Origin of the sequence: Streptosporangium sp. NBC_01810 (assembly GCF_035917355.1) — a bacterium.
Classification (GTDB): Bacteria; Actinomycetota; Actinomycetes; order Streptosporangiales; family Streptosporangiaceae; genus Streptosporangium.
The window spans coordinates 845,029-867,358 of record NZ_CP109070.1 but is presented as its reverse complement, the minus strand read 5'-3'; the positions used below and the strand labels follow the sequence as shown (position 1 = coordinate 867,358).

Annotated in this window: 12 protein-coding genes and 3 rRNA genes; all 15 read right to left on the bottom strand. The window is 65.4% G+C overall.

Annotated features, from left to right (window positions below):
- Positions 1-40: 40 nt before the first annotated feature.
- Positions 41-1,951, bottom strand: a complete 1,911-nt coding sequence (locus OIE13_RS04030; RefSeq protein WP_326642762.1) for a TIGR03960 family B12-binding radical SAM protein — start codon at positions 1,949-1,951, stop codon at positions 41-43.
- Between the two features lie 55 nt (positions 1,952-2,006).
- Entirely contained in the window at positions 2,007-3,161 is a 1,155-nt protein-coding gene (gene rodA, locus OIE13_RS04025; RefSeq protein WP_326646865.1) for a rod shape-determining protein RodA, read from the bottom strand.
- Between the two features lie 88 nt (positions 3,162-3,249).
- The gene (gene mrdA, locus OIE13_RS04020) at positions 3,250-5,313 is read right to left on the bottom strand and encodes a penicillin-binding protein 2 (protein ID WP_326642764.1); all 2,064 of its coding nucleotides are present in this window, start codon (positions 5,311-5,313) and stop codon (positions 3,250-3,252) included.
- A 60-nt stretch (positions 5,314-5,373) separates the two neighbouring features.
- A complete protein-coding gene (gene mreD, locus OIE13_RS04015) occupies positions 5,374-5,901 on the bottom strand; it encodes a rod shape-determining protein MreD (RefSeq protein ID WP_326642766.1) in 528 nt (175 codons plus the stop codon).
- 4 nt (positions 5,902-5,905) lie between these two features.
- The gene (gene mreC / locus OIE13_RS04010) at positions 5,906-6,814 is read right to left on the bottom strand and encodes a rod shape-determining protein MreC (RefSeq protein ID WP_326642767.1); all 909 of its coding nucleotides are present in this window, start codon (positions 6,812-6,814) and stop codon (positions 5,906-5,908) included.
- Positions 6,814-7,845, bottom strand: a complete 1,032-nt coding sequence (locus OIE13_RS04005) for a rod shape-determining protein (protein ID WP_030924806.1) — start codon at positions 7,843-7,845, stop codon at positions 6,814-6,816. Before OIE13_RS04005 ends, mreC begins: the two co-directional genes overlap by 1 nt.
- Before the next feature lie 191 nt (positions 7,846-8,036).
- On the bottom strand, positions 8,037-8,447 hold the full coding sequence (ndk, locus tag OIE13_RS04000; protein WP_326642771.1) for a nucleoside-diphosphate kinase: 411 nt from the start codon (positions 8,445-8,447) through the stop codon (positions 8,037-8,039).
- Between the two features lie 91 nt (positions 8,448-8,538).
- Positions 8,539-10,386, bottom strand: coding sequence for a hypothetical protein (locus OIE13_RS03995; protein WP_326642773.1), 1,848 nt, complete (start codon positions 10,384-10,386; stop codon positions 8,539-8,541).
- A gap of 11 nt (positions 10,387-10,397) precedes the next feature.
- A complete protein-coding gene (locus tag OIE13_RS03990; protein WP_326642775.1) occupies positions 10,398-10,736 on the bottom strand; it encodes a DUF4233 domain-containing protein in 339 nt (112 codons plus the stop codon).
- A 52-nt stretch (positions 10,737-10,788) separates the two neighbouring features.
- Complete coding sequence (locus OIE13_RS03985; RefSeq protein ID WP_326646867.1) at positions 10,789-12,081, bottom strand: bifunctional folylpolyglutamate synthase/dihydrofolate synthase; 1,293 nt, start codon at positions 12,079-12,081, stop codon at positions 10,789-10,791.
- A gap of 240 nt (positions 12,082-12,321) precedes the next feature.
- Positions 12,322-12,438, bottom strand: a 5S ribosomal RNA gene (gene rrf, locus OIE13_RS03980).
- A gap of 71 nt (positions 12,439-12,509) precedes the next feature.
- A 23S ribosomal RNA gene (locus OIE13_RS03975) occupies positions 12,510-15,635 on the bottom strand.
- A 408-nt stretch (positions 15,636-16,043) separates the two neighbouring features.
- Positions 16,044-17,567, bottom strand: a 16S ribosomal RNA gene (locus OIE13_RS03970).
- Together the 16S, 23S and 5S rRNA genes form the textbook arrangement of a ribosomal RNA operon.
- Positions 17,568-18,216: 649 nt before the next feature.
- Positions 18,217-20,853 (bottom strand): valine--tRNA ligase, encoded by a 2,637-nt coding sequence (locus OIE13_RS03965; RefSeq protein ID WP_442811637.1) that lies wholly within the window; start codon positions 20,851-20,853, stop codon positions 18,217-18,219.
- Between the two features lie 135 nt (positions 20,854-20,988).
- The gene (gene clpX, locus OIE13_RS03960) at positions 20,989-22,269 is read right to left on the bottom strand and encodes an ATP-dependent Clp protease ATP-binding subunit ClpX (protein WP_030917736.1); all 1,281 of its coding nucleotides are present in this window, start codon (positions 22,267-22,269) and stop codon (positions 20,989-20,991) included.
- Positions 22,270-22,330 lie beyond the last annotated feature (61 nt).

Below are 22,330 nucleotides of genomic sequence, written 5' to 3'. Positions count from 1 at the left end.
CGTCATCTCTACAGTGGGCGGTACTCACGCACCGCCTACCTCAGACAACCGTCAGTGGCAGCAGCTTCTTCCCGGTGGGCCCGATCTGGATCTCTGTCCCCATCGTGGGACAGACACCGCAGTCGTAGCACGGGGTCCATCGGCAGTCTTCGACCTCGACGTCGTTGACCGCGTCCTGCCAGTCCTGCCAGAGCCATTCGCGGTCGAGGCCGGCATCGAGGTGATCCCAGGGCAGGACCTCGTTCTCCTCGCGCTCACGCGTGGTGTACCAGTCGACGTCGACGCCGACCTTGGCGGCGGCGTCCATCCAGCGCTGATAGGAGAAGTGCTCGCTCCAGCCGTCGAACCGGCCGCCGTCCGCCCACACCGCGCGGATGACCTCCCCGACCCGGCGGTCCCCCCTGGAGAGCAGGCCCTCCACGATCGAGGGCTTGCCGTCGTGGTAGCGCAGGCCGATGGCCCGGCCGTACTCCCTGTCACCGCGCAGGGCCTCCTTCAACGCCCTGAGCCTGCGGTCGACCGTCTCGTGGTCGGCCTGGCCGGCCCATTGGAACGGGGTGTGCGGTTTGGGAACGAAGCCGCCGATGGAGACCGTACAGCGGACGTCGCGCGACCCGGTGGCCTCTCGACCGGCCTTGATGACCTTCTTGGCCAGGTCGGCGATGCCCTCGACGTCGACGTCCTCCTCGGTGGGCAGGCCGCACATGAAGTAGAGCTTCACCTGTCGCCAGCCCTGGGTGTACGCGGTGGTGACGGTCCGGATCAGGTCTTCCTCCGTGACCATCTTGTTGATCACCTTGCGCATCCGCTCGGAGCCCCCCTCGGGGGCGAACGTCAGGCCGGAGCGTCGGCCGTTGCGGGAGAACTCATTGGCCAGGTCGATGTTGAAGGCGTCGACCCGGGTCGAGGGCAGCGAGAGCGAGGTGTTGGTGCCCTCGTAGCGGTCCGCCAGCCCCTTGGCGACCTCACCGATCTCGGAGTGGTCGGCCGAGGAGAGCGACAGCAGGCCGACCTCGTTGAAACCTGAGGCCTTCACGCCCGCCTCGACCATGTCGCCGATCGTGGTGATCGAGCGCTCACGCACCGGACGGGTGATCATGCCGGCCTGGCAGAACCGGCAACCCCGGGTACACCCGCGGAAGATCTCCACGCTGAACCGCTCGTGCACGGTCTCGGCCAGCGGGACCAGCGGCTTCTTCGGATACGGCCACTCGTCCAGGTCCATGACCGTGTGCTTGTGGATCCGCCACGGCACACCCGACCTGTTGGGTGCGACACGCTGGATGCGGCCGTCGGGGTGGTAGTCGACGTCGTAGAACTTCGGCACGTAGACCCCGCCCGACTCGGCCAGCCGCATCAGCAGCCCGTCACGCCCGCCGGGCGAGCCCTCGGTCTTCCACTCGCGGATGACCTCGGTGATCGCGATGGCGATCTGCTCCCCGTCGCCCAGTACGGCGGCGTCGAGAAAGTCGGCGATCGGCTCGGGGTTGAACGCCGCGTGGCCGCCGGCCAGGACGATCGGATCGTCGTCGCCCCGCTCCGCCGCCTCCAGCGGGATGCCCGCCAGGTCCAGCGCGGTCAGCATGTTGGTGTAGCCCAGCTCGGTCGAGAAGGAGAGACCGAACACGTCGAACGCCCGTACGGGCCGGTGTGCGTCGACCGTGAACTGGGGCACGCCCTCGGAGCGCATGAGCGCCTCCAGGTCGGGCCAGACCGCGTAGGTCCGCTCGGCCAGCGTCTCCGGCAGCTCGTTGAGGATCTCGTAGAGGATCTGGACACCCTGGTTGGGCAGGCCGACCTCGTAGGCGTCCGGATACATCAACGCCCAGCGAACCGTGCTCTCGTCCCAGTCCTTGACTGTCGAGTTGAGCTCACCTCCGACATACTGGATCGGCTTCTGCACTTTGGGCAGGAGCGCTTCCAGGCGGGGAAACAGCGACTCGACAGACATGCCATCAAGAATATCCGCCTGGAGAGAGTGCCATCGGCAGTCGCCCATGCCGGTGCTAGAAAGACTGTCGGCGCATGTGAATCGCCTGAAGCAGCCCAAAGGCAATCATGTTGGCGAAGGTGGCGGTACCGCCGTAGGAGACGAACGGCAGGGGAAGGCCGGTGATCGGCATGATCCCGACCGTCATCCCGATGTTGACGAACGACTGGAAGGCCAGCCAGCACACGATCGATCCGGCCGCCAGCGCGCCGAACCGATCCTCGCACTCGCGCGCGATCCGCACCCCCCGGAGCAGGATCACCCCGAGCAGCGCCACCACGGTGACCGAACCGAGGAAACCGAACTCCTCCCCCGCCACCGTGAAGATGAAGTCTGTGTGCTGCTCGGGTACGAAGCGGCCGGTGGTCTGGCCACCCCCGAACAGCCCTTTGCCGTACACCTCTCCCGACCCGATCGCGATCAGCGACTGGGTGCTGTTGTAGCCGACCCCGCGCGGATCGCTGGCCGGGTTGAGGAACGCGGTGAACCGGGCGATCTGGTACGGCTCCAGGATGTCGAGGAACCACACGGCGACCCCCGCGCCGAGCACGCCGAGGGTGAGCCCGCCGATCCAGCGCTTGCGGGCGCCGGCCACGACGATCGCACCGGCCGTGATCACCCCGATGACCATCGTGGTTCCCAGGTCGGGCTGGAGCATCACCAGTCCCATGGTGAAGGTGGCCACCACCAGCGCGATCACGACGTCGAAACTTCTCGGCCGGTCGGTGCCGCGGGCGGGCTGGGCGAGCAGCATGGCGAGCATCAGCACCAGGCCGAGCTTGGCCAACTCCGAGGGCTGGAACGCGAAACCACCACCCAGCATGATCCACGAGTGTGCGCCGTTCACGGTGCTGCCGAGGGGGGTGATCACCAGCAGTAGTCCGATCAGCGTCACGCCGTACACCAGCGGCGCGAAGGTTCTCAGCGTCCGGTGGTCCACCATCGCGGCCGTACCGGCCAGCACGGCTCCGATGACGAGGTTGAGGATATGCTTCTTGACCAGCCCCGTGGAGCCGGCCGCCCAGGTCCTGGTCGAAGACCAGACCAGCATCGTGCCGATCACCCCCAGGGCGGCTACGGCGACCAGCATCATCCCGTCCATCCGGCCCACTGCGGAGAGCGCCGCCACCATCCGGCCGGCCAGGGACGCCCTGGGCGGCGAGGCCGCCATCCGGTTCACGCCGCCCTCCTGGCGGACGTCACCGCCGACGCCGTCACAGACCTCACCGCGGACGGTGTCACAGATGCCACAGCGAATGTCATCGCGCCACCGTCCCGTCTTTCGCGATCACCGGAAGCGCTCTCACCGGGCGCCCGCTCGGCAGGATCGGGGAGGACGGCTTGCCGTCGGGCTTGAACCCGAAGATGCCCTCGTAGATCTTCCGCACCGCCGGAGCCGCGGTCTGGGCGCCCATCCCGCCCTGGGACACCATGGCGACGATCACGAACTGCGGCTTGTCCGTCGGAGCGAACGAGGCGAACCAGGACGTGTCAGCCTTGCCGTAGACCTCGGCGGTGCCGGTCTTTCCACCGATCTTGACCTTGTCCATGGGGAACCCGGCAAAGGCCCCGGCCGCGGTGCCGTCGGAGGCGACCTCGCTCAGCGCCCCCTTGATGTAGGCCCGCTCCCGCGGTGAGAGCGGCAGCCTGCCCACCACCGGCACCTCGATCTCCTTGACCTTGGTGCCGTCGGGACGCACCAGCGCCCAGCCCACCCGGGGGCTGCGCAGCCTGCCGTCCCCGACCAGTGCCGCGTAGGCCGCCGCCAGCTGCAGCGGCGTCACCAGCACGTCGCCCTGCCCGATGGAGAAGTTGGCGGCGTCACCGGGCCGCCACTGGTACCCCTCCAGGCAGTTCTCGTACGCCAGTCGCTTGAGGAAGGCGGCCCTGCTGGGACTGCTCCTGGCCACCTCCGGGTAACCGGTCCTGGCCCGCTTGCAGTTGGTGTCCTTGGTCACCGCCCAGAGCGTCTTCTTCCAAGCCCGGTCGGGGATCCGACCCGCCGACTCACCCGGCAGGTCGATACCGGTGGGGCGGCCGAAACCATAGGCGCGCGCCATGGCCGCCATCGGCTCCTTGGTCCTCGCCTTGGGGGTGAGCCCGCCGTCGCGCAGCCACTGCTCGTAGGCCGCCCGGTAGAAGATCGTGTCGCAGGACTTCACCAGCGCCGTGTGCAGGGTGAGCGTTCCCAGCCCGATACCCCGGAAGTTGTTGAACGGCCGGTCGCCCACCATGAAGGACCCCGGGCAGTCGTACTGGCCGTTCAGCGGGTAGCCGTCCTTGAGCATCGCCGCCACCGACGACACCTTGAACGTCGAACCAGGCGCGAACTCGCCCTTGATGGCCCGGGAGATCAGCGGCTTGCCCGCCTTGCCGGACAGCAGGCGCTGGTAGTGCACCTCGGAGATTCCCCCGGTCCAGATCTCCGGATCGTACGTCGGCGCGCTGGCCAGGGCGACGACCCTGCTCGTCTTCACGTCCAGTACCACCGCCGCCGCTCCGTCGGCGCTGGGCGCGCCCTTCATCGCCTCGGCCAGCGCCTTCTCCGCCGTTGCCTGCACTTTGGAGTCGATGCTGGTGATGAGCGTGTCGCCCGGCACCGGAGGCACGTGCTGCTCCACCCCGGTGACCTTGCCAAGCCGATCGACCTGCACCCGCCGCATCCCCGGCGTTCCCCGCAGGGACACGTCGTAGACCGACTCCAGGCCGTCCCTGCCCACCAGGTCGACCCCGGAGAACGCCGCCCTGAGCCCGTCGCGCCTGTTCAACTCCTCCTGCGTGATCGGCTGCAGGTAGCCGAGCGCCTGTGCTCCCGCGCTCCGGCTCGGATACTCCCGCACCGCCTGCACCTCGGCCGTGACCCCGGGAAACTCCTCCTGCCGCTCCAGGATCTGCAGGGCCTCGCGCGTGGTGACGTCCGCGTCGATGGGGATCGGCTGGTACGGGGAGCCGGGCCAGCAGGGACGGGTGACCCCCGGCCCGCATGCCCTGATGCGCTCCCGCAACTCGGCGGGGCGACGGCCGAGCACGGCGGCCAGTTTCTCGAGCACCTCCTTGCCGTTGCCCTCCATCCGGTTCAGGCGGGTGCGGTCGACCGAGACCACCAGTGTGGTCCGGTTTCGCACCAGCGGATGGCCCGTCGAGTCGAGGATCTGCCCGCGCACCGCGGGAACGACGACATCGCGCGTGCGCGTCTCGGTGGCGGCCACCACGTACTCCGGGCCGCGCACCACCTGTACCTGCCAGAGCCGGACGGCGAGCAGCGCCAGCATCGACACCACCAGTAACTGCACCACGACCAGTCGCCCTCGCATCAGGCCCATGCCCGTTCCTCCCCACCGCCACTCACGTGTCCCGCAGCACGAGGTGCCTCGTACGCGGCCTCACGAGCGGCTCCGCATGACGTATCCGAGCACCTGGACGGGGCGCGCCTCCGGCCCGCAGACGAGCCTTCGCACCACCCACACCACCGGCGACGCGGCAAGCAGGTTGTAGAGCACCGCCTGCGGCAGCGCCGTCGTGAGCATGGACATGCCGGTCCGCGGGTCTCCCAGCAGGGCGCCGGCCGCCACCGCGATCACCGGACCGGCGGCCGCGCAGGCCAGCGCCGCGAGCGGCCCCGCCCCCGGATGGCTCTCCACCGCGCGTCCCGCCATGAAGCCGACGAGGCAGAGCACCAGCGCGTGGTACCCGAACAGGTGCGCGGCCGGCGGCAGCACATCGCTGAGAAGTCCGGCCGCGAAACCCATGACCGCCCCCGCCGCGGCCCCGCGGGCCAGCGCGTACCCCACCACGGCGAGCAGCACCAGATCCGGCGCGGCCTGTCCCGGCAGCGGCAACCTGTTGACGACGGTCACCTGGAAGATCATGATTCCCAGGAGCAGCGTCACGAAGATCGCGTTGCGGCCCATCCCGTCAGAGCCCCTCTCGCTGGAAGCGGGGAGCCGCCGCCTTTCCCCGGCCGGAGGGGAGCACCGTGTCACGCGGGTCGCGGCGCGGCGCCTGTACCACCACGCCGACCACGTCCAGCGCGGTGAGGTCGGCATACGGCCGCGCGTACGCGATTCGGGTCAACTCACCCGGTGTGGCCTCCACCCGCTCCACCACTCCGATCGGCACCCCCGCCACGTACGGCGCGCCGCGCTGGGAACCGAAACTCACGATGCGGTGACCGGGGATGATGGGCGCGGTCGAGTCGAGCAGCCGGAAACGGACCAGGCGGCCGTTCTCCCCCACCCCGTGCACCACCCCGATCTCGTTGCTTCCCTCCAGCCGGGCCCCGGCCGCCGAGGCGGGGTCGCTGAGCAGGACCACGGTCGAGGTGGACGGGCCCACATGGACCACCCTGCCGACCAGGCCGTCGGCGTTCAGCACCGTCATCTCGGTGCGCACCCCGTCGGCGCGCCCCACGTCGAGCTCGACGGCCTCCTCGAAACCTGGAGCACCGCGCCGAGCTATCACCTGGGTGGGCAGGATCTTGTAGCCGCCGGTGCCCGAGACACCGAGCAGCTTGCGCAGTTCCTCCGATCGCCCCCGGTCGAGGCTCTGCGCCGCCAGGTCGCGCTTGAGCCGCTGGTTCTCCGCGCGTAACTCCTCGATGCGTCCACGCGCCAAAGGAGCCTCGGCCATCGTCTCGAAGAACTCGCCGACCGGCCGCACGATCCCCGACCCCACACTCTCCGCGGTGCCGAACAATGTCGTGCCGGCCGTACGGAGCGGCCCGAACGGGGATTGCGTGGCCGAACGGTGGTCGATGGTCACGAACACGAGCGCGGCGGCCAGCAGCAGCCCCAGGTTGACCCGTGCCCGGCGGGTGTCCTTCATCAGTGCCGCGGCTCGGGAACCAGGACCTGCTGCAGGGCGTCGAAGTCCTCGACGCACTTGCCCGTGCCCAACGCCACGGAGTCGAGTGCGTTGTCGACGAGGTGGATCGGCATGCCGGTCTCGGCCTTCAGCCGCTCGTCCATGCCCTTGAGGAGCGCCCCACCCCCGGTGAGGGCGATCCCCCGGTCCATGAGGTCTCCGGAGAGCTCCGGCGGGCACTTGTCAAGTGTGGTCTTGACCGCGTCGACGATCACGTTGAGCGGTTCCTCGATGGCCTTGCGGATCTCGGCCGCCGACACCACGATCGTTTTCGGCAGGCCGCTGACCAGATCACGGCCCCTGATCTCGGCATGGCTCTCCTCCGGGAGCATGCAGGCGGAGCCGATGGCCATCTTGATCTCCTCGGAGGTGCGCTCGCCGAGCATGAGCGAGTATTCCTTCTTCGCGAAGGCGATGATCGCCTGATCGAGCTCGTCACCGCCCACCCTGATCGACTGGCTGGTGACCACACCGCCCATCGATATGATCGCCACCTCGGTGGTGCCACCGCCTATGTCGACCACCATGTTGCCGGTGGGCTCGTGCACGGGGAGCCCGGCGCCGATCGCGGCGGCCATGGGCTCCTCGACGATGTAGACCCTGCGGGCGCCCGCCTGGTACCCGGCCTCCTTGACCGCCCGTTGCTCGACCCCGGTGATCCCGCTCGGCACGGCGATGATGATGCGCGGCTTGGCGAAATGGCGGCGCTTGTGCACCCGCTGGATGAAGTAGCGCAGCATGCGCTCGGTGACATCAAAGTCGGCGATGACACCGTCCTTGAGCGGGCGGATGGCGATGATGTTGCTCGGAGTGCGGCCTATCATCCGTTTGGCCTCGATGCCAACGGCCACGATCTTCCCGGTGATGCTGTTGATCGCTACGACGGACGGCTCGTTGAGCACGATCCCGCGCCCTCTGACGTACACAAGGGTGTTCGCGGTGCCGAGGTCGACTGCCATGTCACGGCCCAAAAAAGCAAGATTGCTGCCCATGAGGAAAGCCGGCCTCCTTCCGTCAGGTCGTCGGCGAAAACTACGGAACGCACTCGAATCGTAACGTGACGCACCCACCCTTGAGCGCAATGAGCCGGCCTGCCGCAGCAAAATCTTGGGTTAGCCAAATACGTCGGGGCCCGCCGTCCAGAAGGACGGCGGGGCCCGACAAACACGATAAAAGCGGACGCCTAAAAGCGATCCGGGAAGAAGATCTTGATCTCCCTTGCGGCGGACTCGGGGGAGTCCGAGCCGTGCACGACGTTCTCGCCGATCTCCAGAGCGTGGTCACCGCGGATGGTGCCGGGAGCGGACTTGACCGGGTCGGTCAGGCCCGCGAGGGAGCGGAACGCCTCGATGGCGCGCGGCCCCTCGAGCACCAGCGCGACCAGCGGGCCGGAGGTGATGAACTCCACCAGCTCACCGAAGAACGGCCGCTCGGAGTGCTCGGCGTAGTGCGTCTTGGCGGTCTCGACGTCCAGGGTACGCAGCTCCAGCGCCACGACCTTCAGACCCTTGCGCTCGACACGGGCGATCACGTCGCCGATGAGACCACGCGCCACACCGTCGGGCTTGATCAGGACAAGGGTGCGCTCGGACACTGAAGTTCTCCTTCGAACATGTATGGGTCGCGGACTGCGGTAATCGCGCGAAGTTTACCGCCCTTCACACGCTTTCCCGTGGTCGACGGAATCACTGGAGGGCCGGGCCGCCCCCAGGGCCGTCCTCCGGCGAGGGCGCGGGCGGTGGCACCACCACCGGTGGCGCGACCACCTTCTCCGGCTCCGGCTCCGTGTCGGGGTCGCTCTCGGGAACGCGGTCCGGCTCGTGCCGAGGCCTGGACCTGTTGCCCTTGCCCGCCCCGGTCCCTCCTCCGGCCGCGGCGACGGACCCGCTCATGGGCCTGGCCTCCGGCTTCGAGCGGGCCGGCGTGTGGGAACCGGCCACTGCCTCGGAGCGCGGCCGCACCACCGTGGGCCCCGGCTGTCCGCGCGTGACGGCTCCCTGCCAGGCTCCGCCGGCGGGATCGGCCTCCCCCGCGGGAGAGGGCACCAGCCCGGAGGCGGGGCCCGCCATCGGCGAGACGTCCGCCGTACCGGCATCCGGCGGGCTGTCCGGACTCCCCGGCAGGCTGTCCGGACTCCCCGGCAGGAGACGGGCCAGAACGGCGGCGAGCACGATCACCACGAGCACCAGGCCACCCCCGACCAGTGTCCACAGGTGCAGAGCGCCCACGAACCCGTCGACCAGTGCCTGCGGGGTCCTGGCCTCCCGCAGCTGGGCGACCTGAACGCCGCTGCCCAGCAGGAAACCCGCCAGCACCGCAGGAAAGAACAGCGACAGTGCCAGGAGCGCGGCCTCCTCGGCACAGGAACGCAGCGCGCCGGTAAGGGCCACCGAGGTGCCCCCCGCGAGCAGCGCGAACGGGAGGATCAGCGCGAGCCCGCCCGAGGTGGGAAGGAAGAGCCGTACGGCACACAGGCCCGCGACCACCACCACCAGGCCACCGGCGGTGACCATGGGCATGGTCGTGACGCCCAGCCGGTTCGTCAGCGCGGCGGCCAGGAGAGCCACCACGGCGGCGATCGCGAAGGCCGACCACAGGCCGGACAGACCTGGACCCCCCAGCCCACCGAGCTCGACGTAGGTGACCTGAGCCGCGGTGGGCAGGACGACGACGCCGACCGCGACCATCGCGTAGGCCGGCGCACGGCCGACGGCCCCCCGTGAGGCACCCGAGGAGGCCAGGGCGAGCAGCACGAGGACGGACACCAGGGCCGCGCGGATCACGAGACTCGCCGACCAGTCGAACGTGCTGCCCAGGGCGAGGGCCGCGACGCCCGCGGCGGGCACGACCGCCCACAGCGTGCGCCCACGCGCCGCGCCGCCCGGGTCCGGGCCGGCAGCGCCCTCACCGTCCTTCAGCCACAGCACGAGGTAGAGCGCGGCCAGCACGAGTGCCACCCCGGTGAGCATCGGGTACGGCTGGAGGGTGACGCGCCAGGAGTCGACCTGGTCGAGTGGCCAGAGCGCGAGCGCCTGTGCGGCCAGGAGGCTGGCCGCCAGCGTGGCCGCCCACACCACCCGCAGGAACGGGGAACGCCCCCAGACGGCCATCAGGGTGGCGGGGACCAGCAGGCCCGCGCCGACACCGTGCAGGACCCGCAGGATCCCCACCAGCGCCGTGGACCCCGCATAGCCGCCGGCGGCGTCCGCGAAGGCGAGCAGGGTCAGCCCCGCGACCACCATCGGGGCCGCCCTCACCCGGCGCACCAGTACCGCGGCCACCGGCATGGTCAGGACCATCGCGGGGAGCGCCAGCCCGTGTGCCCTGATCATCGCTATCTGCGAGACCTCCGGCGGCAGGAGGGCGGCGACCACCGAGATGGTGTTGGGAATGGCGACGATCGCCAACGGCAGCACTACCGCGACGAGTAGTCCGAGGACGACGTCGAGCATCAAGGGGACACCGAGTGCGCGCACCAGGCCCGTGGGCCCGGCGCCCACCGCCCGAGTCGGCTGAATGGGAGGGACGGCCATGTTGGCCGACTTTAGCGAGAAGTCACGCCCTCGACACGGCGAGCGACGAATATCGCTGTGATCCACAGCGCGGCGAAGATCGCTCCGAGGAAGAACATGGTCGTGACCATGAAGCCGGAGGCGATGGCGAGCACCTGGATCAGACTTCCCGCGACGTAGGCGAAAGGCCGCTTGAGCAGGCCGATGACCACCACGCAGAGGAGCGCCAGGCCCAGCCCGACGGTGGCCGCGACGGCCGGTTCGATCCCCTGCGTGTTGATGGCCACCGGCGTGAACAGCCCGACGACTATGGCCTCCATACCGAGCACGCTGGCGCAGAGACGCCTCATGCCCGGAGTGACCGTGATCATTTCTCACTCCTTCTCAGTCGCCCCGTCGGCGGCCGTTGGCACTCGCCGTTCACTACTGCGTCTCGTCCGCTTTGAGGAGGAGCCGCGCGTCGCCGGCGGTGACCACGGAGCCTGTGATCAGTACCCCGGCCCCGCTGAACTCCCCCAGAGCGTCGACAATGCCGATCGCCCGGTCGATCGCACTGTCCAACCGCTCGACCTGGTGCACCCGGTCAAGGCCGAAGATCTCCTCGGCCAGCGCAGCGAGATCGTCCACGTCCATGGACCTGGGCGAGGAGTTCCGGGTCACCACGATCTCGTCCATCATCGGTTCCAGCAGCTCCAGAATGCCCTCGACGTCCTTGTCCTCGAACACCGCCACCACTCCGATGAGCTTCGCGAAGTCGAAGGACTCATGCACCGCGTCCAGAGTGGCCCGCATCCCCGCCGGATTGTGCGCGGCGTCGACAAGCACCGTGGGTCCCCGGCGCACCACCTCCAGCCTGCCGGGCGAGCGCACCCCCAGGAAAGCCTGCCGCACCAGCTCGGCGTCGAGAGGCTCGTCCCCGCCGGTCAGTGCCTCGACCGCGGCCAGCGCGCAGACGGCGTTGCTCGCCTGGTGGGCACCGTACAGGGGGAGCAGGATGTCGTCATAGGTACCCTTGAGGCCCTTGAGCTGGAGCAGTTGCCCGCCGATGGCGAGTTCCCGGCTCAGCACTCCGAACTCCAGCCCCTCGCGTGCCACGGTGGCGCCCGTGTCGGCCGCCTGCCGCATCAGCACCGCGGCCGCGGGAAGCTCCTGCTGCGCGAGCACGGCGGTCGCCCCGGCCTTGATGATGCCGGCCTTCTCTCCCGCGATCGTCTCGACATCGGGCCCGAGGTAGTCGACGTGGTCGAGGGCGATGGGCGTGATGACCGCCACAGCACCGTCCGCGACATTGGTGGCGTCGGTGATGCCGCCCATTCCCGTCTCGATGACCGCGACATCCACGGGGGCGTCGGCGAACGCCGCGAACGCCATCGCGGTGAGGGTCTCAAAGAAGGAGAGCCGTCGCCCCTGGGCGTCGACCATCTCCAGGTAGGGCGCGATGTCCTCGTAGACCTCGACGAAGCGTTCCTCACTCAGTGGAGCACCGTCCACGCTGATACGCTCGCGCATGGAGACGAGGTGCGGGCTGGTGAACCGGCCGACACGCAGATTGCGCTCGCGCAGAAGCGCCTCGATCATCCGGGTCGTGCTCGACTTACCGTTCGTACCGGCCACGTGCACGACGGGATAGGAGTGCTGCGGGGAACCGAGCAGATCCACAAGCGCGGCGATCCTGTCGAGGCTGGGCTCGAAGTTCCACTCGACCCCGCGCTGCATGATCGCTTGTTCAACCGCTCGATAGTCCACGTCTCCAGCCTACTGACGTCCCGGTCAGGTTCCGGACACGAGTACCCCCAACGCAAAAAAGGCCCTCACCACCCGGCGAGGGCCCGAAGCCGGTCCCGTTTCGGGACTCCCCTGGAAAACATGAGAATCCCACCAACCGGCGGTGCGGGTTCCCGGCAGAAAACACGAAGGCCCCCACCACGAATGGTGAGGGCCCTCACATGAAAGATTGTCCGGCGGCGACCTACTCTCCCACACCGTCCCCGGTGCAGTACCATCGGCGCTGAAGAGCTTAACTTCCGGGTTCGGAATGTAACCGGGTGTTTCCCCTTCGCCATAACCGCCGTAACACTATGAAACACACAAACCACTGTTTGCTGTCTCAGAATTGCCTAGTGGACGCGAGCAAGAATTGCTTTGTGGTCAAGTCCTCGGCCTATTAGTACTGGTCAGCTCCACACATTACTGCGCTTCCACTTCCAGCCTATCAACCCGGTCGTCTACCGGGAGCCTTACCCCCTCACAGGGTGGGAGACCTCATCTCAAGGCGAGCTTCCCGCTTAGATGCTTTCAGCGGTTATCCCTTCCGAACGTAGCCAACCAGCCGTGCTCCTGGCGGAACAACTGGCACACCAGAGGTTCGTCCGTCCCGGTCCTCTCGTACTAGGGACAGCTCCTTTCAAGTCTCCTGCGCGCGCAGCGGATAGGGACCGAACTGTCTCGCGACGTTCTAAACCCAGCTCGCGTGCCGCTTTAATGGGCGAACAGCCCAACCCTTGGGACCTACTCCAGCCCCAGGATGCGACGAGCCGACATCGAGGTGCCAAACCATCCCGTCGATATGGACTCTTGGGGAAGATCAGCCTGTTATCCCCGGGGTACCTTTTAGCCGTTGAGCGACGGCGCTTCCACATGCCACCGCCGGATCACTAGTCCCAGCTTTCGCTCCTGCTCGACCCGTCGGTCTCACAGTCAAGCTCCCTTGTGCACTTACACTCGACACCTGATTGCCAACCAGGCTGAGGGAACCTTTGGGCGCCTCCGTTACTCTTTAGGAGGCAACCGCCCCAGTTAAACTACCCACCAGACACTGTCCCTGATCCGGATCACGGACCGAAGTTAGACGTTCAAAACGACCAGAGTGGTATTTCACCAATGACTCCACCACCACTAGCGTGATAGCTTCACCGTCTCCCACCTATCCTACACAAGACGTTCCAAACGCCAATGTCAAGCTATAGTGAAGGTCCCGGGGTCTTTCCGTCCTGCTGCGCGTAACGAGCATCTTTACTCGTAGTGCAATTTCGCCGGGTCTGCGGTTGAGACAGCGGGGAAGTCGTTACGCCATTCGTGCAGGTCGGAACTTACCCGACAAGGAATTTCGCTACCTTAGGATGGTTATAGTTACCACCGCCGTTTACTGGCGCTTAAGTTCTCAGCTTCGCCACACACGTGCGACTAACCGGTCCCCTTAACGTTCCAGCACCGGGCAGGCGTCAGTCCGTATACATCGTCTTACGACTTCGCACGGACCTGTGTTTTTAGTAAACAGTCGCTTCCCCCTGGCCTCTGCGACCCCCACCAGCTCAGAGTGCAAAACTCATCACCAGCGAAGGCCCCCCTTCTCCCGAAGTTACGGGGGCAATTTGCCGAGTTCCTTAACCACAGTTCACCCGATCGCCTTAGTATTCTCTACCTGACCACCTGAGTCGGTTTAGGGTACGGGCCGCCACGACACTCACTAGAGGCTTTTCTCGGCAGCATAGGATCACCCACTTCGCCACAATCGGCTCGGCATCACATCTCAGACTTAATGTGCTGCGGATTTGCCTACAACACGTCCTACATGCTTACCCCAGGACTACCATCGCCTGGGCTGGGCTACCTTCCTGCGTCACCCCATCGCTTACCTACTACCAATTCAGGCCAGGCGTTCACCCTCACCCCAAACCCGAAGGCTCGGAGGGGTTAAGGACCCTTAGTATCACTGGATTCAGTATTGGCGCATCGTAGCGGGTACGGGAATATCAACCCGTTGTCCATCGACTACGCCTGTCGGCCTCGCCTTAGGTCCCGACTTACCCTGGGCGGATTAGCCTGCCCCAGGAACCCTTGGTCATCCGGCGCAGAAGTTTCTCACTTCTGATTCGCTACTCATGCCTGCATTCTCACTCGCACAGCCTCCACAGCTGGATCACTCCGCTGCTTCACCGGCCGCACGACGCTCCCCTACCCATCCACACACCTAAACCACAAAGGCTCAGTATACGTGTGAATGCCACGACTTCGGCGGTGTACTTGAGCCCCGCTACATTGTCGGCGCAGAATCACTTGACCAGTGAGCTATTACGCACTCTTTCAAGGATGGCTGCTTCTAAGCCAACCTCCTGGTTGTCACTGCGACTCCACATCCTTTCCCACTTAGCACACGCTTAGGGGCCTTAGTCGGTGGTCTGGGCTGTTTCCCTCTCGACTACGGAGCTTATCCCCCGCAGTCTCACTGCTGCGCTCTCACTTACCGGCATTCGGAGTTTGGCTGACGTCAGTAACCTTGTCGGGCCCATTAGCCATCCAGTGCTCTACCTCCGGCAAGAAACACGCAACGCTGCACCTAAATGCATTTCGGGGAGAACCAGCTATCACGGAGTTTGATTGGCCTTTCACCCCTAAACACAGGTCATCCCCCAGGTTTTCAACCCTGGTGGGTTCGGTCCTCCACGCGGTCTTACCCGCGCTTCAACCTGCCCATGCCTAGATCACTCCGCTTCGGGTCTACAGCATGCGACTCAAACGCCCTATTCAGACTCGCTTTCGCTACGGCTCCCCCACACGGGTTAACCTCGCCACACACCATAACTCGCAGGCTCATTCTTCAAAAGGCACGCAGTCACATCACAAACACTCCGAAGAATGTTTACGCTCCTACGGCTTGTAGGCACACGGTTTCAGGTACTATTTCACGACCCCTCACCGGGGCGCTTTTCACCTTTCCCTCACGGTACTTGTTCACTATCGGTCATCAGGGAGTATTTAGGCTTACCAGGTGGTCCTGGCAGATTCACACAGGATTTCTCGGGCCCCGTGCTACTTGGGATCCCCTCCAACAGTCCAACCGATTTCGCCTACCCGACTCTCACGGTCTACGGCGCCACTTCCCAGAAGCTTCGGCTATCGAAAGGATTTCTTACTGTCCGGAGGAACGGCAGCCCCTCCCAGAGGGTCCCACAACCCCGCAAACGCAACGCCTGCCGGCTATCACACGCCTACGGTTTAGCCTGATCCGCTTTCGCTCACCACTACTCACGGAATCACTATTTGTTTTCTCTTCCTACGGGTACTGAGATGTTTCACTTCCCCGCGTTACCACCAACCGCCCTATACATTCAGGCGGAGGCAACACCACATGACTGGTGCTAGGTTTCCCCATTCGGACATCCCCGGATCAAAGTCTGGTTGGCGACTCCCCGGGGCTTAACGCAGCCTCCCACGTCCTTCATCGGCTCCTGATGCCAAGGCATCCACCGTGTGCCCTAAAAAACTTGGCCACAAAGATGCTCGCGTCCACTATGCAAATCTCAAACAACAAACAGCGACCAGACCAGACCCGCCACCAACACCCACCCGGGTCGCACCCACGGTGCGCCACGAACGAGCCGGTATGACAGATGATCGGTCCCGCATGAGGCCCAAACAGACAGCAAGCCCGCCGCAAGCGGGCCCACCTCAAAGTCCGTTTCCTCAGGACCCAACAGTGTGTTCACCCCAGCGAAACCCCGCAACCGCCGTTCCCACTCCCCAGCTCCGAAGAACCAAGGCGGTACTAACCGATCAGCGATCCCGCCGAACCGAATAGCCAGCGCTCCACTAATGAGCGCGCCGTGTGCAGAACATACGCCTGCAGACACGACCTGAACCACGACCACCCGAAGACGACCGCAGCCGATGCTCCTTAGAAAGGAGGTGATCCAGCCGCACCTTCCGGTACGGCTACCTTGTTACGACTTCGTCCCAATCGCCAGCCCCACCTTCGACCGCTCCCCCCAGACAAGCTGGTTGGGCCACGGGCTTCGGGTGTTGCCGACTTTCGTGACGTGACGGGCGGTGTGTACAAGGCCCGGGAACGTATTCACCGCAGCGTTGCTGATCTGCGATTACTAGCGACTCCGACTTCATGGGGTCGAGTTGCAGACCCCAATCCGAACTGAGACCGGCTTTTAGGGATTCGCTCCACCTCACGGTATCGCAACCCTCTGTACCGGCCATTGTAGCATGTTTGCAGCCCAAGACATAAGGGGCATGATGACTTGACGTCATCCCCACCTTCCTCCGAGTTGACCCCGGCAGTCTCCAATGAGTCCCCACCACCCCCGAAGGAGCGTGCTGGCAACATTGAACAAGGGTTGCGCTCGTTGCGGGACTTAACCCAACATCTCACGACACGAGCTGACGACAGCCATGCACCACCTGTCACCCAGTCCGAAGAGGCACCCATCTCTGAGTGTTTCCGGGCGATGTCAAGCCTTGGTAAGGTTCTTCGCGTTGCGTCGAATTAAGCAACATGCTCCGCCGCTTGTGCGGGCCCCCGTCAATTCCTTTGAGTTTTAGCCTTGCGGCCGTACTCCCCAGGCGGGGCGCTTAATGCGTTAGCTACGGCGCGGAAACCGTGGAAGGTCCCCACACCTAGCGCCCAACGTTTACAGCGTGGACTACCAGGGTATCTAATCCTGTTCGCTCCCCACGCTTTCGCTCCTCAGCGTCAGGTAAGGCCCAGAGAACCGCCTTCGCCACCGGTGTTCCTCCTGATATCTGCGCATTTCACCGCTACACCAGGAATTCCGTTCTCCCCTACCTACCTCTAGCCAGCCCGTATCGAATGCAGACCTGGAGTTAAGCCCCAAGCTTTCACACCCGACGTGACAAGCCACCTACGAGCTCTTTACGCCCAATAATTCCGGACAACGCTTGCGCCCTACGTATTACCGCGGCTGCTGGCACGTAGTTAGCCGGCGCTTCTTCTGCAGGTACACGTCAACTTCGTCCCTGCTGAAAGAGGTTTACAACCCGAAGGCCGTCATCCCCCACGCGGCGTCGCTGCGTCAGGCTTTCGCCCATTGCGCAATATTCCCCACTGCTGCCTCCCGTAGGAGTCTGGGCCGTGTCTCAGTCCCAGTGTGGCCGGTCGCCCTCTCAGGCCGGCTACCCGTCGTCGCCTTGGTAGGCCGTTACCCCACCAACAAGCTGATAGGCCGCGAGTCCATCCCCAACCGAAAAACTTTCCACACCCACCCGATGCCGGGAGGTGTCGTATCCGGTATTAGACCCAGTTTCCCGGGCTTATCCCAGAGTCAGGGGCAGGTTACTCACGTGTTACTCACCCGTTCGCCGCTCGAGTACCCCGAAGGGCCTTTCCGCTCGACTTGCATGTGTTAAGCACGCCGCCAGCGTTCGTCCTGAGCCAGGATCAAACTCTCCAAACAATGTCTGAACAGTTGCTCCCGGCTGAAAGCACCCATCTCACATGATGGATGTTCAACCAAAGGAATCCGTCCTCCCACCCCAAAGGGCAGGTCGGACAGGGTTGTGCTTCATGCACTGGCTTTTAACACACTGTTGAGTTCTCAAGAAACGGACGCGTACACCGTCGTCCGCGGACCCGCCTTCGCGGTGTCCCAGACTTCAGGGCGTTCCATTCCGTGTCACCATCTTATTAGATCTGCCGGGTTCGTGTCAAATTGCCGGTTTTCCGACCATCGACCCCAACCCGCCGAATCCGCTAGGATTGCGACCACCCTGTTTCCAGGGCAACCCCTCTAACTTACTCCAACATCCGGCCAGTGTCCAATTCGTGCAGACACGCCTGATTCTCAGATTTTCAGAGGGGGCGCAGGACTCCTGCCCTGCTTGAAGAACTCTAGCAGCCCCCTAGGGGCACCATGACCAACTTCCTGGTAACGACTAGGCCTTCCCTGAGACCCCAGCTCTCAAACACGAGAACCCGGAGTCAAGAGACTCCGGGTTCTCAGCTCGACCCGTCTCCCTGACCAGGGCCGTTCTCTTCCCAACCCACCGGTCAGAACCCTCGTACCGCTCTGAACTCAGGCCATCTGAACTCAGGCCATCGGCCCGTCAGCTCGCCGGCAAAGCCGCCAGCTGAGCGAGCAACCGCGCGATGTCCTGGTCGGCCTGTGCGGCACGGGATCGCACCTTGGTCACCACATCGTCCGGTGCCTTGGCCATGAACTGCTCATTGCCGAGCTTGGCGGCGACCTGAGCCGCCTCCTTACGCGCCACCGCGAGATCCTTTTCCAGGCGCTTACGTTCAGCGGCCACATCGATCGTTCCCGCCGTATCGATCTCCACGACGACCCCGCTCACATCGAGACGGGCGGTCGCGGCGAACGAATCGGACGGCTGGTCGAGCCGGAGCAACGACCGGATCGCCCCTTCGTGGGAGGCCAGAGCCGTACCGGCGAGTGAGAGGTGCGCGGCGACCCGCTGCCCTGGCTTGAGGCCCTGATCGGAGCGGAATCTGCGCACCTCGGTGATCAGCCCCTGCACCGCGATGATCTCCTCCTCCGCCGAGGGATCACGCAGCGACTCCTGGACCGTCGGCCATGGCGCGACCACGATCGACTCGTCCCCTGTGACCGCTCGCCACAGCTCCTCGGTGACGAACGGCACCAGCGGATGGAGCAGACGGAGCAGCGAGTCGAAGACATGGCCGAGCACGAGCCGGGTGTGCTCCTGCCCTGAGGCGATCTGGATCTTGGCGAGTTCCACGTACCAGTCGCAGACCTCGTCCCACGCGAAGTGGTAGAGCAGATCGGAGATCTTGGCGAACTCGAAGTCCTCGAACGCGGCGTCCACCGACGCGACGATCTCCTGGAGCCTGGACAGGATCCACCTGTCGGCAGCGGTCAGCTCCGCAAGCGGAAGCTCACCCGTCACGGCACCGTTCATCAGCGCGAAGCGGGTCGCGTTCCAGATCTTGTTACAGAAGTTACGCGACCCCCCTGCCCATTCCTCGCTGATCGCCACGTCGGAGCCGGGGTTGGCTCCGCGTAGCAGGGTGAAACGGGTGGCGTCGGCGCCGAAGCGCTCGATCCAGTCGAGCGGGTCGACGACGTTGCCGAACGACTTCGACATCTTCTTGCCGTACTGGTCCCGGACCATGCCGTGCAGAGCCACGGTTCGGAACGGCGGCTCGCCGTCCATCGCGTAGACACCGAACATCATCATCCGGGCCACCCAGAAGAACAGGATGTCGTAGCCGGTCACTAGAACGGAGGTCGGATAGAACTTCGCCAGTTCCGGTGTTCTGTCTGGCCAGCCGAGGGTGGAGAACGGCCACAGCCCAGAGGAGAACCAGGTGTCGAGGACATCGGGGTCCTGGACATAGCCATCGGGTGCCTGCTCGTCCGGGCCCACGCAGACGACCTCGCCGGCGGGGCCGTACCAGACCGGGATGCGGTGTCCCCACCACAGCTGCCGGGAGATGCACCAGTCGTGCATGTCGTCGACCCAGTCGAAGTAGCGCTTGGCCAGCTCCGGCGGGTGGATCTTCGTCCGGCCGTCACGGACCGCGTCGCCCGCCGCCTTCGCCAGGGGCGAGACGTTGACGAACCACTGAAGTGAGAGCCGTGGCTCGACCACGGTCTTGCAGCGCGAGCAGTGCCCGACGGAGTGGAGGTAGGGGCGCTTCTCCGCCACGATCCGGCCCTCGGCGCGTAGCGCGGCCACCACCGCGGGCCTGGCCTCGAAGCGGTCGAGCCCCTGGAACGGGCCGTGGGCCGTGACCACACCGCGCTCGTCCATAATCGTCAGGGACGGCAGCGAGTGGCGCCGTCCGATCTCGAAGTCGTTCGGGTCGTGCGCCGGGGTGACCTTGACCGCCCCGGTACCGAAGGCCGGGTCGACGTGCTCGTCGGCGACGATCGGGATGAGGCGCCCGGTGAGCGGTAGCTCCACTTCCCTTCCGATCAGGTGCGCGTAGCGCTCGTCGGAGGGGTGCACGGCCACGGCGGTGTCACCGAGCATCGTCTCGGCCCGGGTCGTGGCGACCACGATGGAGTCGTCACCGTCGCCGTAGCGGATCGAGACGAGCTCGCCCTCGTCCTCGCTGTGCTCGACCTCGATGTCCGACAGCGCGGTCAGGCAGCGTGGACACCAGTTGATGATGCGCTCGGCGCGGTAGATGAGCCCGTCGTCGAAGAGCTTCTTGAAGATCGTCTGAACGGCACGTGAGAGCCCGGGATCCATGGTGAAGCGTTCGCGCGACCAGTCGACGCCATCGCCGAGCTTCTTCATCTGGCCGAGGATCCGGCCCCCGGACTCCTCCTTCCACTGCCAGACCCGCTCGACGAACGCCTCGCGACCGAGGTCGTGCCGGGACAGGCCGTCCTTGGCGATCTCGCGTTCGACGACGTTCTGGGTGGCGATACCGGCGTGGTCCATGCCTGGCAGCCAGAGCGTCTCCTGGCCGCGCATCCGAGCGCGCCTGGTCAGCGCATCCTGGATCGAGTGGTCGAGTCCGTGGCCGATGTGCAGGACACCGGTCACGTTCGGCGGAGGCAGGACGATGCTGTACGGCTCGCGCTCGCCGCTCGGGTCAGCGGTGAAGTATCCCTCCGATACCCAGCGCTCGTAGCTCCGGGTCTCCACGTCGGCAGGTGTGTACTGGGTGGGCAGCTCTGGCGTCGTCACGATGTCCAAGTCTAGGGATGTCCGCGCACTCGATGTCCCCCAGCCGAAGACTTGCGACATGTTCACATCCTTGCGAGCTCCGCCACGCCATCGACCCCACCGGCCGACCCTCCGGAAACCGCCGAGAACAGCGACGCCCCCACAGGATCTCCCTGCGGGGGCGTCAGCCGTACGAACCGGTTTATCCGGGCTGGATCACGCGGACTTCTCGCGCGGCGGCCGCTGCTGCTTGTTGAGCTGGTCACGTGGCACGAGCGTGGGGTTGACGTGTTCGAGCACCGACTCGCGGGTGATGACGACGCGCGCCACGTCCTGCCGCGACGGCACCTCGTACATCACCGAGAGGAGGACCTCCTCCAGGATCGCTCGAAGGCCGCGGGCACCGGTGCCGCGCAGGATCGCCTGGTCCGCGATCGCCTCAAGCGCGTCGTCTGTGAACTCGAGTTCGACGTTGTCCAGCTCGAACAGGCGACGGTACTGCTTGACGAGGGCGTTGCGCGGCTCGGTGAGGATCTGGATGAGCGCCTCACGGTCAAGGTTGTGAACGCTCGTGATCACCGGAAGCCGGCCGACGAACTCGGGGATCATGCCGAACTTCAGCAGGTCCTCGGGCATGACGTCCCCGAAGATGTCTGAGCTGTCGATGTCTTCCTTGGAACGGATGATGGCGTTGAAACCGATGCCCTTGCGGCCGATCCGGGACTCGATGATCTTTTCGAGGCCGGCGAAGGCCCCACCGCAGATGAACAGCACGTTGGTGGTGTCGATCTGGATGAACTCCTGGTGCGGGTGCTTACGGCCGCCCTGCGGCGGCACACTCGCGGTCGTGCCCTCCAGGATCTTCAGCAGGGCCTGCTGCACGCCCTCACCGGAGACGTCCCTGGTGATCGACGGGTTCTCGCTCTTGCGAGCGATCTTGTCGACCTCGTCGATGTAGATGATGCCGGTCTCGGCCTTCTTGACGTCGTAGTCGGCGGCCTGGATCAGCTTGAGCAGTATGTTTTCGACGTCCTCGCCCACGTAGCCCGCCTCTGTCAGGGCTGTGGCGTCGGCGATGGCGAACGGAACGTTCAGCATCTTCGCCAACGTCTGTGCGAGCAGCGTCTTACCGGAACCGGTCGGGCCCAGGAGCAGGATGTTGGACTTGGCCAGTTCAATGCCGTCGTCACGCCCGCGCTCGCCGGACTGCACCCGCTTGTAGTGGTTGTAGACCGCTACGGAGAGAGCCTTCTTCGCCTGGTCCTGACCGATGACGTAGGCGTCGAGGAATTCGTAGATCTCCCTCGGCTTGGGAAGGCTGTCCCACTTGAGCTCAGAGGACTCGCTGAGCTCCTCCTCGATGATCTCGTTGCAGAGGTCGATGCACTCGTCGCAGATGTATACGCCGGGTCCGGCGATGAGCTTTTTGACTTGCTTCTGGCTCTTTCCACAGAAAGAGCACTTCAGCAGGTCTCCCCCGTCGCCGATGCGTGCCACCCCAGATACTCCTTTGCGTGGGACCGCCCTGGCTGCCGCGGTCCGTTTCTTCCGACCGGCC

Bases quoted from the DNA above. Each gene is read 5' to 3' on its own strand.
- OIE13_RS03995 (WP_326642773.1), bottom strand. From the start codon at position 10,386: ATGGCCGTCCCTCCCATTCAGCCGACTCGGGCGGTGGGCGCCGGGCCC.
- mreC (WP_326642767.1), bottom strand. From the start codon at position 6,814: ATGAAGGACACCCGCCGGGCACGGGTCAACCTGGGGCTGCTGCTGGCC.
- OIE13_RS03965 (WP_442811637.1), bottom strand. From the start codon at position 20,853: ATGTCGCAAGTCTTCGGCTGGGGGACATCGAGTGCGCGGACATCCCTA.
- OIE13_RS03985 (WP_326646867.1), bottom strand. From the start codon at position 12,081: ATGCAGCGCGGGGTCGAGTGGAACTTCGAGCCCAGCCTCGACAGGATC.
- OIE13_RS04005 (WP_030924806.1), bottom strand. From the start codon at position 7,845: ATGGGCAGCAATCTTGCTTTTTTGGGCCGTGACATGGCAGTCGACCTC.
- mreD (WP_326642766.1), bottom strand. From the start codon at position 5,901: ATGGGCCGCAACGCGATCTTCGTGACGCTGCTCCTGGGAATCATGATC.
- rodA (WP_326646865.1), bottom strand. From the start codon at position 3,161: ATGGCGGCCTCGCCGCCCAGGGCGTCCCTGGCCGGCCGGATGGTGGCG.
- OIE13_RS03990 (WP_326642775.1), bottom strand. From the start codon at position 10,736: ATGATCACGGTCACTCCGGGCATGAGGCGTCTCTGCGCCAGCGTGCTC.
- mrdA (WP_326642764.1), bottom strand. From the start codon at position 5,313: ATGGGCCTGATGCGAGGGCGACTGGTCGTGGTGCAGTTACTGGTGGTG.
- OIE13_RS04030 (WP_326642762.1), bottom strand. From the start codon at position 1,951: ATGTCTGTCGAGTCGCTGTTTCCCCGCCTGGAAGCGCTCCTGCCCAAA.